The following is a 14,387-nucleotide window of genomic DNA, read 5'->3' on the forward strand; positions in this document are numbered from 1 at the left end:
ACCGGACGATCGGCCCGCCCCCGTCGATTCGCGACCGGGCGGGCAGACGAGAAGGATCGCATGATGCCGATGGACCGGCCGTGACCGCCTTCCGCCGGGCGGCCGGCCCCCCGCTCGGAGGCCCCGCGTGAGCACCTACCGCTTCGAGGCCCTGCTCACCCCGCGCTCGGTCGCCGTGGTCGGCGCCGGCGCCCGCGCCGGCTCGCTCGGGCGCGCGGTGTTCGACAAGATCCGCGCGGGCGGCTTTCCCGGGTCGGTCCACCCGGTCCACCCGCAGGATGCCGAGGCCGACGGCGTGCCCTGCGTGGCGCGGATCGCCGACCTGCCGGCGGTGCCCGACCTCGCCGTGGTGGCGAGCCCGCCCGAGAGCATCCCCGGGATCGTCGCGGAGGCCGGGCGGGCGGGCGTGCGCGCCGCGATCCTGCTCACCGCCGGCCTCGGCACCGAGCCGGACGATCCCGGCCCGCGCGCGGCGCGGATCGCGCGGGAGCACGGCCTGCGCCTGCTCGGGCCCGACAGCGCCGGCCTCGCGGTGCCGGGCCACCGGCTCGACGCCAGCCTGCTCGCCCGCGCGCCGCGGGCGGGCGACCTCGCCCTGGTCTCGCAATCGGGCACGGTCGCCGGGGCGATCGTCGAGTGGGGCGCCCGGCACGGAGCCGGGTTCTCGGCGGTGATGGCGCTCGGCAGCGCCTGCGACGTCGACATCGCCGACTGCCTCGACCACTTCGCCAACTGCCTGCGCACCCGGGCGATCCTGCTGTGCCTCGACGGGGTGTCGGACGCCCGCCGCTTCATGTCCGCCGCCCGCGCCGCCGCGCGCACCAAGCCGGTGGTGATCCTGCGCGCCGGCCGCCATGCCCGCGACGGGCGGAACCCCGAGACCCATACCGGCGCCCTGGCCCGGCCCGACGCGGTCTACGCCGCCGCGTTCCGCCGGGCGGGCCTGCTCGCGGTCGAGGATCTCGACGCGATGTTCTCGGCCGCCGAGAGCCTGTCGCACCAGCGCCCGTTCGCGGGCAAGCGCCTCGCGATCCTCACCAACGGCCGCGGCATCGGCCTGCTCGCCGCCGACCGGCTCGCCGACCGCGGCGGCGTCCCGGCGGACGGGCCGGTGGTCGATCTCGGCATCACCGCCGACGGGCCGGCCTACGCCGCCGCCCTCGCGCCGATGCTGGCCGACCATGCCGGCGATGCGGTGCTGACCGTCCACGTCCCCACCGCCCGCTCGGACGCGGCCGCGGTGGCGCAGGCCGTCGCCGACACGGTGACGCGGGCGCGGCGCGGGCAGGCGCGCAAGAAGCCGGTCTTCGCGGTGTCCCACGGCGAGGCGGCCGCGGCGATCCTGGCCGGCGCCGGCATCCCGCACTTCGCCACCGATTCCGAGGCGATCGAGGGCTTCCTGCACCTGGTGCGCTACCGCGAGGCGCAGGACGACCTGATGCGCACGCCGGATTCGCTGCCGCGCGACTTCTCGCCCGACACCGCGGCCGCCGAGGCGATCGTCGCCGCCGCCCTGCGGCAGGGGGCGGCGTGGCTCGATCCGGTCGCGGTCGCCGGCCTGCTCGCGGCCTACGGCATCGAGACCGTGCCGCTGACGCTCGCCCCCGACATCGACGCGGCGGCGGCGGCCGCCTGGACGATCATCGCCGCCGGCGGCACGGTGGCGCTGAAGGTCGTCTCGCCCGACGTGGTGCACAAGTCCGACATCGGCGGCGTCCACCTCGACCTCACCAGCGAGCAGGACGTCCGCGACGCCGCGCGGAAGATCCTGGTGCGCGCCCGGCGCGAGCGGCCCGATGCCCGGGTCACGGGGTTCGCCGTGCAGCCGATGGTGCGCAAGGGCCAGCGCCGCGAGCTGATCGCGGGGCTCGCCGAGGATCCGGTCTTCGGGCCCGTGGTGGTGTTCGGCCGCGGCGGCACGGCGGTGGAGGTGATCGACGACCGGGCCCTCGGCCTGCCGCCCCTCGACCTCGCGCTCGCCGACGACCTCATCGGCCGCACCCGCGTCGCCCGGCGGCTCGCCGCCTATCGCGACGTGCCGGCGGTCGACCGCGGCGCGATCGCGCTGACGCTGGTGAAGCTCGCCCAGCTCGCCGCCGACCTGCCGGACGTGCGCGAGCTCGACATCAACCCGCTGCTCGCCGACGCCGACGGCGTCGTCGCCCTCGACGCCCGGGTGCGCCTGCGCGCCAGCCCGCGCCGGGCCGGCGGCCATCCGCGCTTCGCGATCCGGCCCTATCCCGCCGAATGGGTGCGGGCGCTGACGCTGAAGGGCCGGGCGATCGCCGTGCGCCCGGTGCGGCCCGAGGACGAGCCGCTGTTCCGGGCCTTCTTCGCCACGATCGACCCGGAGGACGTGCGGCTGCGCTTCTTCGCCCCGGTGCGCGACTTCAGCCACGCCTTCCTCGCCCGCCTGACCCAGCTCGACTACGCCCGCGCCATCGCCTTCGTCGCCCTCGACGAGACCGAGGCGGGCGCCGGCGAGGGGGCGAAGCGCATGCTCGGGGCGGTGCGCCTGCACGCCAACGCCGACGGCACCAGCGGCGAGTACGCGATCCTCGTCCGCTCCGAGGCCCGCGGCACCGGCCTCGCGCTCGCCCTGATGCGGCTCATGCTCGACTGGGCGCGCTCGGAGGGCATCGGCACCGTCGAGGGCACGGTGCTCGCCGAGAACCGCGCGATGCTCGCCGTGTGCCGCCGCCTCGGCTTCGCGCAGAGCCGCGACCCGGACGACGTCGGCGTGGTGAAGGTGCGGCTGGGGTTGCGGGGGTGAGGGGAGACGGCCATGACTCGCACATCAGCTCGGACATCGCTGACGGACCTCCTCGCGTCGCCGCCGGACATCGACCGCGCGCGCATCCTGGCGACGACGGAAGCGGAGATCCGCGCGCAGGCCGTCGCCGACGGCGACGACCCCGATACGGAGGCCGAGGGCTACCGGCTGGTTCCGCCTCTCCACGACCTGCGGCGGACCCTGGGCCTGACGCAGGCCGCTTTCGCCGCCCTGCTCCGGGTTCCGATCGGGACGGTGCGGAACTGGGAACAGGGCCGCACGCCGCCCGATCCCGCGGCGCGCACGCTGCTGACCCTGGTGGCCGCAGATCCCGCCCATGCGCTGCGGGTGCTCGGGACGCCGCGGGCGCCATGAAAAAAGCCCCGCCTCCTCATCGGAAGCGGGGCCGCGTCTCGCGTCACGCGATACGGCTCAGTGGCCGCCCTCGGTGGCGTTGCGGGTCGACTCGTAGAGGAACCAGGTGCGCTCCTCCGACTGGTCGATCCACTCCTCGAGCAGCGAGGTGGTCGAGACGTCGTTGGCCTCGTCGGTGACCTCGTGCAGCTCGCGCATGTTGGCGGTGAGCGTCTTGTTGTCGTCGCGCAGCTCGCGCAGCATGTCGAGCGGCGAGACGTACTCCGCGTCGTTGTCGGCGACGCGGGTCAGGGACTTCGCCTGGCCGAGCGACTTCAGCGCGGTGCCGCCGATCTTGCGGGCGCGCTCGGCCACGTCGTCGATGATCGCGAAGATCTGCTCGCCCTGCTCGTCGAGCAGCAGGTGGTAGTCGCGAAAGTTCGGGCCGCTCATGTGCCAGTGGAAGTTCTTGGTCTTGATGTAGAGCGCGAACAGGTCCGAGGTCAGGACCGCGAGGCCCTCGGCGATCTTCTTGGTGTCGGCCGGGTCGAGGTCGGTCGGGGTGTTGAGGCGATCGCTCTCGATGCGGGTGATGGGCTTGGCCTTCGCCATGGTGGTCGCTCCGTTTGGGTCTGTCGGGGGCGAACGCCGGGCGGCCGCCGCGACGGCCCCGGCATCCCTCACCCGGCAGAATGAGCGGTGGCGGCGATTGTTCCAGGGCCGGTCCGCGGCGCGGGGCAGGGGTGCCGCCGGTGCACAGGCTGGAACCATTCCAGGCGGCGGCGCGGGTCCGCTCAGTTCGGGATCGCGCCCGGCGGCCGCGGGGCCGGCCCGTCGCCGAGCTGCGTCGCCTGCGGTCGCGGCGCCGGCCGCGCGGGCGCGGGTACGGCAGCCCGGGGCGCGACCGCCGGCTTGAGGTCGGCGGCCACCGGCGGGCGCTGGTCGGGCTTGGCCGGGCGGATCGTGGCGCGCGGCGCGATCGCGCCGGTGGCGGCCGGCTCGGTCGCCGCCGAGGGCACCGGTCCGCCCGGCGTATCCAACCCGTAGATGTCGTCGCGGAAATGGACGCGGCCGTCCGGCGTGGCGTAGCCGGTGAGGTAGACGAAGGTGACGGGGACGGGCTTGACCAGCTTGAGGTCGCGGCGCTCCCCGTCGGCGATGCCGGTCTCGATCTCGATCGGGCCCCAGGCCGAGCCCGGCCCGTTCGGCCCCTCGACGCCCTGGAGCAGCCAGCCGACCAGCTCCTTGACCCCGCCGACGCGGACGCAGCCGTGGCTGTGGAAGCGGACGTTGCGGGAAAACAGCGATTTCGAGGGCGTGTCGTGCATGTAGACCGCGAAGCGGTTCGGCATGTCGATCCGCACCTGGCCGAGCGAGTTATCGAAGCCGGAATCCTGGCGCAGCGTGTAGGCGACCGCCTTCTCGGTGTTCCAGTTCACCGCCGTCGGGTCGACCTCGACGCCGCCGGGGCCGAGGATGCGGATGTGGTTCTTGGCGAGATAGCCCGGCTCCTTGCGCATCCGCGGGATGATCTCGTTCTTCACCACCGAGACCGGCACCGTCCAGGTCGGGTTGAAGTTGATGTCGGTGATCCGGGTCTCGACGCTGGGGGTCGCCTTGTCGGGCTTGCCGACCACGGCGACGTAGCGGCGCGCGACCTGGCCGTTCTCCACCGCCTCGACGGTGGCCGCCGGGATGTTGACGACGACGTAGCGCTCGCCGAACGGGAACTTCGAGCCCATCAGCCGCGCCGCCGAGGCCGCGAGCTGGCGCTGGCGGACGGAGGCCGGCACGTTGAGCGCGGCGATCGTCAGCCGGCCGATCAGCCCGGATTCCGGCAGGCCGTGGCGGGCCTGGAACGCCGTCACCGCCGCGACCAGCGGCGGATCGAGCCGGTCGCTCGGGGGCGCGTCGGCGGGCAGGTCGCCGGTGAGCGTGAGGTGGTGGCGCAGCGCCGGGATCGCCGGGTTCGACGCGCCCGGCTTGAACACCGTGCTCTCGGGCACCGGCGCCCAGCCGCCGGCATCGGCGAAGGCCTGGTACAGGTCGGCCGCGCGCAGGGTGTCGGTGAAGGTCTTCTGCGTCAGCGTCGGGCGCGGGTCGGCCGAGACGGTGGCGTAGACCAGCTCCGGCTCGGGCCTGCGCTTCCCCGCCTCGCGGGACGCCGCCTCCGGGGCGGCGGCCGCGAGCGGTGCCGACGCCGGCACGCCCTGCGGCGCGGATGGCGGCACGGCGGGCAGGGCGGGCGCGGGCTGCGCCGGGGCGGGCATCGCGGCGGGCGGCGGCGCGCCTTGCGCGGCCGCGGCGCTCAGCGCGGCGGCGAGCGCCAGCGGCGACAGGCCCGCGCGCAGGAAGGCGGCAGAGAACATCACGCAACCCCGATCTCGGTCCCGCGACCGGGCGGTTCCGAGCCGGATCATGCCGGCCCGATGGTTACCGATCCCTTGTGGCCGCCCGAGGGTTCGGCCCCCATCGGCTTGGCTGCGCGAGGGTCACGTTCGATGCGTTTCAGATCCGCGGAAGATCTGCCGACCGCCCGTATGGTCGGCGCCCGATGCGACCCTCTCTCCACCGCTCATACGTTCCATCGTTCGCGGCATCGAAGCGTGCCGATCGGCCATGACGGGCAGAAGTCGCTCGACAGGAGCGAGATCGAGGCTGTCGCCGTCCCAAGCGAGCACTTCGTCCTGGCGACCGAGGTCCTGGCGACCGGGAAGGATCAGGCCGCCACGGTTGCGGACATACGGCCGATGCCGACGCGACCGCGACGGTTTCAGGCCGAGACGCTGCGCGCTTCGGGAGTCGAGCGAGGCAAAGGGGGCGTGGTGGCTCGGGGTCAGGCCGATCTCGGGCGCGTCACGGCCTCGCCCACACGTCGTTTCGAGTGCAGGCCACCATGCGGACTTCGGTCGTCGTGTCGGCGCTGCGCGCGGCGTCTCGATCCCCGACCGCCGGAGGCGAGCCTTCTCACCACCGATAGATCAGGCTGCCGATGACCGTTGCCGGCTGATTGAAGTTGCAGAAACCGAACGAACAGGTCGTGTAGTTTCGGTTGAAGATGTTGTAGCCGTTGATCTGCGCGCGGAAGCCTTTGTACTTCGGGTCGAGCGCGGCGAAGTCGTAGGCAACGAGGGCGTCGTAGAGCGTCACGGCGGTATTGCGCACGGTGTTCTGATCATCCGCGTAGCTTGAGCCGATGTAGCGGATGCCGCCGCCGATCTGCAGCCCGCGCAAGGCCGAGGCGGGCGGGAAGGCATAAGTCAGGAACGACGCGTAGGTGTCGCTGGGGATGCCGGAGACGCGGTTCCCGTTGAGGGACTCGCCGGCAAACGAGGTCGAGTTCACGAACCGGATGTCGACATGCGTGTAGGCGATGGTCAGGTTCGTGCCCGGCGCGAGGTTGGCGGTCGCCTCGGCCTCGAAGCCCTTCGAGCGTACGGCACCGCCAGCGGTCTGGAACGCGATGTTGCTCGCGTCGGGGATCAGGATGCTCGACTGGTTGATGTCGAAGCCGGCAAACGCCGTCTGGATGTTGGTCCCGGGAATCAGGTACTTCACCCCCGCCTCGATCTGGTCGCCCGTGGCCGGCTTGAACGCCTGTCCGTTTCGGTCCTGGCCGACCTGCGGGGTGAAGGTCGTGGCATAGCTCGCGTACGGAACCAGCCCTGGCGCCAGAACGTAGCCCAGGCCGACCCGGCCGGTGAAGGCGCTGTTGTCCTGGCGCGAGACCGCGCTGTCGGGCGTGGCGTAGTTGTCCTGGAAGACCCAATCGTGGCGCCCGTTCACGGTCAGGATGAAGTCGCCGAACTTGGCCTGATCCTGCAGGTAGACGCCGACCTGATCCTGGGTCTGGCGCGAGGCGGACCCAAGAGGCGGCGTCGCGATGAACTGCTGGCCGTAGTTCCGGGTGGTGAGGTTCAGGTCCGGGGCGAGGCCGAAGCCGAAGCGCGCGCTCAGGCTGTACCGGGCGTAGTCGACGCCGCCGACCACGGTGTGAGCGACCGGGCCGGTGGCGAAGCGCGCCTCCAGCTGGTTGTCCAGCGTCTGCTGCACCAGGCCCTCGCGGATATAGCCGGTGTCGCGGGTGCCGATCGTGCGCGCGTCGTTGACGTTGTTGATATCGACGTACTTCGCGCTGAGGAACAGCCCGTAATGCCGGAAGTTCTGGCGGAAAACCAGGTCCGGCGTGAAGAAATGCTCGAAGGCGTAACCGACCCGATACTGAGTCTGGTCGAGGCCGATGAAGCGCGGATCACCCTGGTAGAAGTTGGATACCCGGAAGCCCGGGTCGTTGTAGAAGAACGTCGCCGCCGGCGTGTTGGTGACCTGGAACTCGCTCAGGAACGTGAACGTCGTGTCGGCCGACGGCTTCCAGGTGAAGGCGGGCGCGATGTTGAGCTGGTCGTCGTTCGTGCCGAGGCCGATGAAGGTGCCGGCCTCGCGGCGTACGCCGGTGAGGCGGTAGGCCATGGTGCCGTCCGAACCCTCGACCGGGCCGCCGACGTCGAAATTGCCCTGGAAGCGTCCGAAGCTGCCGGCTTGGAACTGCACCTCGCCGAACGGCACGAAGACGGGGCGCTTGCTCGTGATATCGAGGATGCCGCCGGGCGATCCGAGGCCGTAGAGGCCGGAGGCCGGGCCGCGGAGGATGGTCAGCGCCTCGGCGCCGTAGGGCTCGCTTTTGGGAAAGGCGAAGCCGCTGCCGATCACGCGCAGGCCGTCACGATAGATGCCCTGGTTGGTGAGCACGTCGAAGCCGCGGATGAAGATCTGATCGAAGCGCGGGTCGAAGCCCGACCGGGCGGAAATGGCGCCCGGGACGTAGTTGACCGCGTCGGTGAACGTCTGGACGTTGCGGTCGTTCAGCTGCTCTCGGGTGACCACCGAGACCGATTGCGGGGCCTCGATCAGCGGGGTGTTGGTTTTGGTGGCGGCCGTGGCGACGCGCGCGGTGTAGCCGGTGATCCCGGAGGGGCCGCCACCGCCGCCGCTGGTGGCGGCCGTGCCGCCGTCGCCGGCGCTGACGTTGAGGCCGCCGGAGCCGGCCGATGCCGGCGCGGCGTTGCCGGGTCCCACCGCCTCGACCGAGATCTCGTTGAGCTGAACGGTGCCATCTTGTGCCACCACGGGACCGGCGAGGATTGTGGTGGTGAGAAGGACGGGGAGGAGCGAGGAGCGGTGGGACATGGATCACGCTGGCGCGCGCTCGGACGAGCGCAGTACCCGTGTGATCGTCCTTCACGGATCCGCGAGCAAGCCAAAAACGTGTTATAGATCACACACTTAAAACGGTTCAAATCTGAAAATCTTCTAAATTCAAAGTGGGCGAATGCCCCTCGTCGAGGCCGAGGCGCAGGGCATCCGAGAGGGTTCGGGCCGTGAGCGACCTGCGCCGCGCCCGCCGGCGCGAGCCGAGCGAGCGGGGGAGGAAATCGAACGTCGGCTTTCCAGCGCCAAGCCGACTTCCGTTCACCGCCCTTCGCGGCCTTTCACAGGGTCAAGCTGCGCGCGCAGGTCTTTGGTCAGCGCAGGCGCCGCGGTCAGCGCAGGAGCCAGGTGCCGACGAAGGCGAGGGCGGCCGAGTAGACGGCGTATCCGTCCTCGTCCGTCACGACCACGGTGATGGTCTGGCGCTCGCCCTCGGCCGGGCTCTCGTCGACGGCGATGGCGGGCAGCAGGCGCTTGGCCTGGAGCGCGGCGGCCTGCACGTCCTCGCACAAGGTGCCCACGTCGTCGCGCTGGTGGAAGCCGTCGTGGATGTCGAAGAAGTAGCGGGGCACAGGCTGTCCACGCGTGGAAGGCGGGAGCGCATCCGTCTCTCAGGCGCGGAGCGCCGAATACTGGGGCCGCGATGGCAGAATCGTATACATCCCGACCGGGACGGCAACCGCGCGAGTGTCGCATGCGGCGGCGGCGCACGAACCGGCCGATGTATTGGCCCGATCCCCGTGCGGACGGTGCGATAGCCTCGCGGAGATTCGCGCGCCTCGTCCCTCCTTTCCCGACCCTGGCGTGAGCCGAGGCCCACCCTTCCCCCACGAAAGGGGAGGGACGATGCGGCGCCCGCCTCCGGCGCCGGCGCGGATGGCGCGGACGGAAAATTTCCGGTTTCCTGCTTGTCCTGTCCGGCGATCGTCGAAAGATCCGCGAGGAGCCTGCCATCCCGAGCCCCACCGCCCCGGTCCCGCCCGCGATGCCCTACCTGCCGCAGCTCGACGGGGTTCGGGCGCTGGCGATCGCCGTCGTCTACGTCGCCCATTGCGGGCTGAGCCACGTCGTGCCCGGCGGCTTCGGCGTCACGGTGTTCTTCTTCCTGTCGGGCTACCTGATCACCACGCTGCTGCGGATCGAGCGGGGGCGGACCGGGACGGTCTCGCTGCCGGCGTTCTACCTGCGCCGAAGCTTGCGCATCCTGCCGCCGATGTACCTGGCGCTGGCGTTGTCCGGCCTGCTCCACGGGCTCGGGCTGCTCGACTGGATGCCGGTCGACGCGGCGGCGGTGCTCGGGCAGGCGACGTTCCTGACGAACTATCCCGACCTTCTCGGCACCGAGCGGGTGCTGCCGGTGCCGCTGTGGAGCCTCGCCATCGAGGAGCACTTCTACCTGCTGTTCCCGCTGGCCTACCTCGCGTGGCTCGGGCGCCTGTCGCCGCGGCGGGCGGCCGTGGCGTGCCTGGCGCTGTGCGGCGCGGTGCTGGCGATCCGCGGCCTCAACGTGTGGCGGCTCGCCGACTACAGCCTGAACTACTCCTGGACCCACACCCGCATCGACGCGATCCTGTTCGGCTGCTGCCTCGGCCTGTGGAACAACCCGGTGATCCCGGCCGACCGCGCCTGGCGGCCGAAACCCTGGCACGTGGCGGCGGCGGGCGCCGTGATCCTCGCCACCCTCGCGGTGCGCGACCCCGCCTTCCGCGAGACCCTGCGCTACACCCTGCAGAGCGCGGCGCTGCTCGTGCCGTTCTCGGCGGCGCTTCAGGGGCGCGGATGGGTCGTGCGGGCCCTGGGCTCCGCGCCGATGCGCCGGCTCGGGCTGTACTCCTACAGCTTCTACCTGGTGCACCCGACGGTGATCGCGCTGCTGCTGCACCTGCGGCCGGGCTCGGGCCCGCTCGTGCTGATCGCCGCCGGCCTGGTGCCGACGCTCGCCCTCTGCGCGCTGATGCAGGTCGCGGTGGAGCGCCCCTGCGCCCGGCTGCGCCGGCGCCTGCTCGCCCCGTCCGGCCGGCCGCCGGAGCCGAGCCTCGCCGACCCCGCGCGCCGGGCGGCCTGAACCGCGCGGCGGCCCGCGGCGTTCCTCCGGCACACCGAAGGAGACCGCCCGTGCGCCGCCCGATCGCAACCCGCCCGCCGATCGCCGCTCCCCTGCTTCTCGCCGTCCCCCTGCTGCTCGCCGCAGGCCTGCTGGCCGCCGCCGGCCCGGCTCAGGCGCAGCGCGTCGACACCACGACGCTCACCTGCGCGCAGGCCCGCGGCGCCGTCGCCCGCGCCGGCGGCATCGTGCTCGGCACCGGCGGCCCGACCTACGACCGCTTCGTCCGCGACCGCAGCTTCTGCGAGGCGACGGAGGTGACGCGATCCGCCTACGCGCCGACACGCACCGACCCGAGCTGCTTCGTCGGCTACCGGTGCATCGAGCCGGGGTTCGACGACTGGTTCGGCGACCGGTGAGGCCGTCCCCTCAGTGGAGGAACGGCAGGGCGTGCGGCGCGAGGTAGCCGAAGCCGAGCAGCACCGCGCCGGCCGCGCCGAGCAGGCCGCCGGCGAAGACCAGGGCGACGATGCCGGTGATCACCTCGGCCGAGGCCAGCACGATGCCGATCTGGAAGGCGGCCGAGGCCAGCTCGTAATGGTGGTAGCGCAGCAGCGAGAGGTCGCGGTTGTTCTGCGCGGTCTTCGCCTTCTCGGCGAGTTCCTTGCGCCCCTCGCCGGTGGCGGGCTCGGAATCCCAGCGCGCCATCGTCTTCGCCCACTCGGCGCGCTTGGCCGCGATCGCGTCCTGGTTCGGCCCCGGCGGCACCAGGGCCACCGCCTCGTCGGCGGTCTTGAGCACCGTGGCGCGGATGGTGCGCGCCTGGAAGAACGCCCACTGGTTGGCCGCCTCGACGTTGGCGCCGATCGCGTCGGTCTGCGCCGCCTTGCCCAGCGTCTCGCTGAACGCGAGGAACAGCGCCAGCACCGAGATCAGCAGCGCGACGCGCTTGTTCGACGTCCCGCCCGCTCCGTGACCACCCGACATCCGCTCAACGCTCCCCGTTCGATTCGTGCGGGCGCAGTCACAGCGCATCCGGCGCGCGGATGCAACGCGGCCGAGCTTTTAGGCCGATCCGCCGGCACCGCCTATGCTTCGGCGCGGCCCGATTCGCGGCCGGCGGTTTTCGTCTCCGGAGGACGCGTGATGCGCATCGCCAGCCTCACCTTCATGGCCCTCGCCCTCGGGCTGGCGGGACCCGCCCGCGCCCAGGCGCCGCAGAAGGCGGTTCCCCAAGTCGCTCCCCAAGTCCCTTCCCAGGTCACGCCTCAAGTCACCCTCGATCCGGCCCGCCTGGCGGCGGCAAAGGCGGTGGTCGCCCGCGCCCAGGGCGATCGCGACACCACGCTCCAGGCGATGACCGCGCCGATGACGGCGATGGTCCAGCAGATGGGGCTCAAGCAGCCCGATCGGGCCAAGGTCATGGTGCAGGAGGTGATCATGCCGATCCTCTCCGAGCATTACGACGAGCTGCTCAACCTGCAGGCGATCTCGTTCGCGGCCGTGCTGTCGAAGGCGGACCTGGAGGCCATCGCCGCGTTCTACGACACGCCGGCCGGCCGCAACATGGCCAAGGCGCAGCCGCAGCTGGCCCAGGCGCAGCTGACGGGCATGCAGCACTGGATCGGCAGCCTGGCCGGCGAGATGCAGGCGAAGCTCGCCGCGACCGCCGAGGCGCACGGCTGGGTGCCGGGCGGGAACAAGCCGAAGCCGAACTGAGCCTCCGGCTCTTCCGGCGGCGCCCGCCTACTCCGCCGCCTGCGCGAACACCGTGCCGGCGCGCGGCAGGTCGAGGGTGTCCCAGGTCTCGACCAGCGCCGCCGTCAGGGTGGCGATGCGGGCGGCGTCGTGGAACGGCGAGGGGGTGATGCGCAGGCGCTCGGTGCCGCGCGGCACCGTCGGGTAGTTGATCGGCTGGATGTAGATCGCGTGGCGCTCGAGCAGGTGGTCGGCGGCTGCCTTGCACAGCTCGGCGTCGCCCACCATCACCGGCACGATGTGCGTCTCGGTGGCGAGCACCGGCAGGCCGGCCTCCTCCAGCGCGCGCTTGGTCGCGGCGGCCTGGCGCTGGTGCGCCTCGCGCTCGGCCGTCGAGCGCTTGAGGTAGCGCACCGAGGCGCGCGCGGCGGCGGCGATCGCCGGCGGGATCGCCGTGGTGAAGATGAAGCCGGGGGCGAAGCTCCGCACCGCGTCGCAGAGCGCGGCCGAGCCGGTGATGTAGCCGCCGACGCAGCCGAACCCCTTGGCCAGCGTGCCCTCGATCACGTCGACCCGGTGCATCACGCCCTCGCGCTCGGCCATGCCGCCGCCGCGCGGCCCGTAGAGGCCGACCGCGTGGACCTCGTCGAGGTAGGTCATCGCGCCGTACCGCTCGGCGAGGTCGCAGATCGCGCCGATCGGCGCCACGTCGCCGTCCATCGAGTAGACGCTCTCGAAGGCGATCAGCACGTTGCGGCCGGCCGCCTCGACCAGCAGCGCTTCCAGGTGCGCGAGGTCGTTGTGGCGGAAGATCCGCTTCTCGCAGCCCGCGTGGCGCACGCCTTCGATCATCGAGTTGTGGTTGAACGCGTCCGACAGGATCAGGCAGTCCGGGATCAGCTTGGCGATGGTGGAGATGCCGGCCTGGTTCGAGACGTAGCCCGAGGTGAAGACCAGGCCCGCCTCCTTGCCGTGCAGGTCGGCGAGCTCGCGCTCGAGGTCGACCAGCGGCGAGTTGTTGCCGGCGATGTTGCGGGTACCGCCGGCGCCGACGCCGCAGCGCTTGGCCGTGTCGGTGAGCGCGGAGACCACCTCCGGGTGCTGGCCCATGCCGAGGTAGTCGTTCGAGCACCACACGGTGATCTCCGAGGTCGCCCCGTCCGGCCGGCGCCAGTTCGCGATCGGGAAGCGGCCCGCGATGCGCTCGATGTCGGCGAACACCCGGTAGCGGCGCTCGCCGTGCAGGCGCTCCAGCGCGCCGCGGAAATGCGCCTCGTAGTCCACCCGCCGCGCCGCGATCTGGCCCTGCACGGAGCCCGGGCCGCGTTCGGAACCGTGCGCGTGCGTGGGGGCCGGTGTGGAGGCGGGCCGGGTCTCGGGCATGGATGTCCTTGGGGGCTGGCCGGGCGTCGGATGCGCCGAGGCGCGGGATCGTCGTCGGCCGGGCCTGTTCGGGATGCGGGAAGGCGCGGCCGAGGACCGGTACGGTCCGGCGCGCCCGATCGCGCATCGGGTGGAGAGGAATCCGGCGGCGTCGCGTGGCGCCGTCGGACCGGAAGATACAGCCGGATCTGGAATCGGTTCAAGGTGACGGGGCGTCATCCCTGCCTTGCAGGCCGACGGGGGGCCGCCGCCGGCATTCGAGCGACCCTTTGAACGCCGCCGGGGCCATCGCCCCGACGGATGGATTGTGAGGTGCCGGCGGACGATCTAGGAGTCGAAGGCGACGATGGGTCGCGTGACGCATGACGACGAAGAACGACGAGGCCCGGGCCGCCCGCCTCAAGGCGGCCCTGCGCGAGAACCTGCGGCGGCGCAAGCGCCAGGTCCGCGGCCGGGGCGAGCCGGCGGCGGGGCAAGAGGCGGCGCAGGAGGAGGGGCAGGTCGCGGCGGAGGACGCCGCCGAGCCGCCGGACGACCGCGACCCGGCCCCGTCGGACGCGCCGTCGTCGTAGGCGGCACGCGAGGCATCGGCGCTGCGTCCGCAGCCCGAGCCCGTCGAGCCGGCTCCTCCGCGACGTCACTTGGATGAGGCGGGACGCGTTTCGCCGGGCTCGGCAGGGGCCTGCGTCCCGTCGCCGGGCCGGGTCCTTCCCGGATCGTCCGGGGCGAAGCGGAAGGGGCGGCGCGGATCGGCGCCGCGATGCTCCCGCCTCCGAGGCCGGCCTGCGAACCGAGCAAAGACCCGGCGCGCCGGCGCGGTCCCCTTTCGGACAAAACTCGCCTATAGGCTGCGCTCGAGCATGGGCGGCGAGCGCCCGAGGGGCAGGGCCGGCGGCGCGCGGGACGAAGCGCGGCGCGTGAGGATCA

12 protein-coding genes are annotated in these 14,387 nt (G+C 72.5%); 6 read left to right on the forward strand and 6 right to left on the reverse strand.

All coding sequences use genetic code 11. The features are described from left to right. Positions 1-127: 127 nt before the first annotated feature. Positions 128-2,773: a bifunctional acetate--CoA ligase family protein/GNAT family N-acetyltransferase gene (locus MKK70_RS06045; RefSeq protein WP_243946357.1), complete on the forward strand. Its 2,646-nt coding sequence runs from the start codon at positions 128-130 to the stop codon at positions 2,771-2,773. A 12-nt stretch (positions 2,774-2,785) separates the two neighbouring features. After that, positions 2,786-3,148, forward strand: a complete 363-nt coding sequence (locus MKK70_RS06050; RefSeq protein WP_243946358.1) for a helix-turn-helix domain-containing protein — start codon at positions 2,786-2,788, stop codon at positions 3,146-3,148. Between the two features lie 57 nt (positions 3,149-3,205). On the opposite strand, the gene MKK70_RS06055 is transcribed toward MKK70_RS06050, so the two are convergent. From MKK70_RS06055 to MKK70_RS06070, 4 genes are all read right to left on the reverse strand, one after another. Beyond that, positions 3,206-3,739 (reverse strand): Dps family protein, encoded by a 534-nt coding sequence (locus MKK70_RS06055; RefSeq protein WP_147729700.1) that lies wholly within the window; start codon positions 3,737-3,739, stop codon positions 3,206-3,208. Between the two features lie 182 nt (positions 3,740-3,921). Then, entirely contained in the window at positions 3,922-5,496 is a 1,575-nt protein-coding gene (locus MKK70_RS06060) for a murein L,D-transpeptidase (protein ID WP_243946375.1), read from the reverse strand. A gap of 598 nt (positions 5,497-6,094) precedes the next feature. Next, positions 6,095-8,314, reverse strand: coding sequence for a TonB-dependent siderophore receptor (locus tag MKK70_RS06065; protein ID WP_147728816.1), 2,220 nt, complete (start codon positions 8,312-8,314; stop codon positions 6,095-6,097). A gap of 353 nt (positions 8,315-8,667) precedes the next feature. Beyond that, on the reverse strand, positions 8,668-8,907 hold the full coding sequence (locus MKK70_RS06070; protein ID WP_147728815.1) for a DUF6894 family protein: 240 nt from the start codon (positions 8,905-8,907) through the stop codon (positions 8,668-8,670). A 413-nt stretch (positions 8,908-9,320) separates the two neighbouring features. Between MKK70_RS06070 and MKK70_RS06075 the strand changes: the two genes are divergently transcribed. Together MKK70_RS06075 and MKK70_RS06080 are read left to right on the forward strand one after the other, a co-directional pair. Next, complete coding sequence (locus tag MKK70_RS06075; RefSeq protein ID WP_243946359.1) at positions 9,321-10,400, forward strand: acyltransferase family protein; 1,080 nt, start codon at positions 9,321-9,323, stop codon at positions 10,398-10,400. Between the two features lie 92 nt (positions 10,401-10,492). Next, positions 10,493-10,798, forward strand: a complete 306-nt coding sequence (locus MKK70_RS06080; RefSeq protein WP_243946376.1) for a hypothetical protein — start codon at positions 10,493-10,495, stop codon at positions 10,796-10,798. Between the two features lie 10 nt (positions 10,799-10,808). Here the strand turns inward: MKK70_RS06080 and MKK70_RS06085 are convergent, their stop codons facing one another. Then, on the reverse strand, positions 10,809-11,366 hold the full coding sequence (locus tag MKK70_RS06085) for a DUF4337 domain-containing protein (RefSeq protein WP_147729230.1): 558 nt from the start codon (positions 11,364-11,366) through the stop codon (positions 10,809-10,811). 159 nt (positions 11,367-11,525) lie between these two features. Between MKK70_RS06085 and MKK70_RS06090 the strand changes: the two genes are divergently transcribed. After that, positions 11,526-12,098 carry a DUF2059 domain-containing protein gene (locus tag MKK70_RS06090; protein WP_243946360.1) on the forward strand — a complete coding sequence of 191 codons (573 nt, stop codon included), beginning with the start codon at positions 11,526-11,528 and terminating at the stop codon, positions 12,096-12,098. A 27-nt stretch (positions 12,099-12,125) separates the two neighbouring features. On the opposite strand, the gene hemA is transcribed toward MKK70_RS06090, so the two are convergent. After that, on the reverse strand, positions 12,126-13,460 hold the full coding sequence (gene hemA, locus MKK70_RS06095; protein WP_147859897.1) for a 5-aminolevulinate synthase: 1,335 nt from the start codon (positions 13,458-13,460) through the stop codon (positions 12,126-12,128). 362 nt (positions 13,461-13,822) lie between these two features. Here hemA and MKK70_RS06100 point away from each other — a divergent pair, with 362 nt between their 5' ends. Next, complete coding sequence (locus tag MKK70_RS06100; protein ID WP_147859898.1) at positions 13,823-14,032, forward strand: hypothetical protein; 210 nt, start codon at positions 13,823-13,825, stop codon at positions 14,030-14,032. Positions 14,033-14,387 lie beyond the last annotated feature (355 nt).

The sequence above is a fragment of the Methylobacterium sp. E-041 genome (assembly GCF_022829665.1).
In the GTDB taxonomy this organism is placed as follows: Bacteria; Pseudomonadota; Alphaproteobacteria; order Rhizobiales; family Beijerinckiaceae; genus Methylobacterium.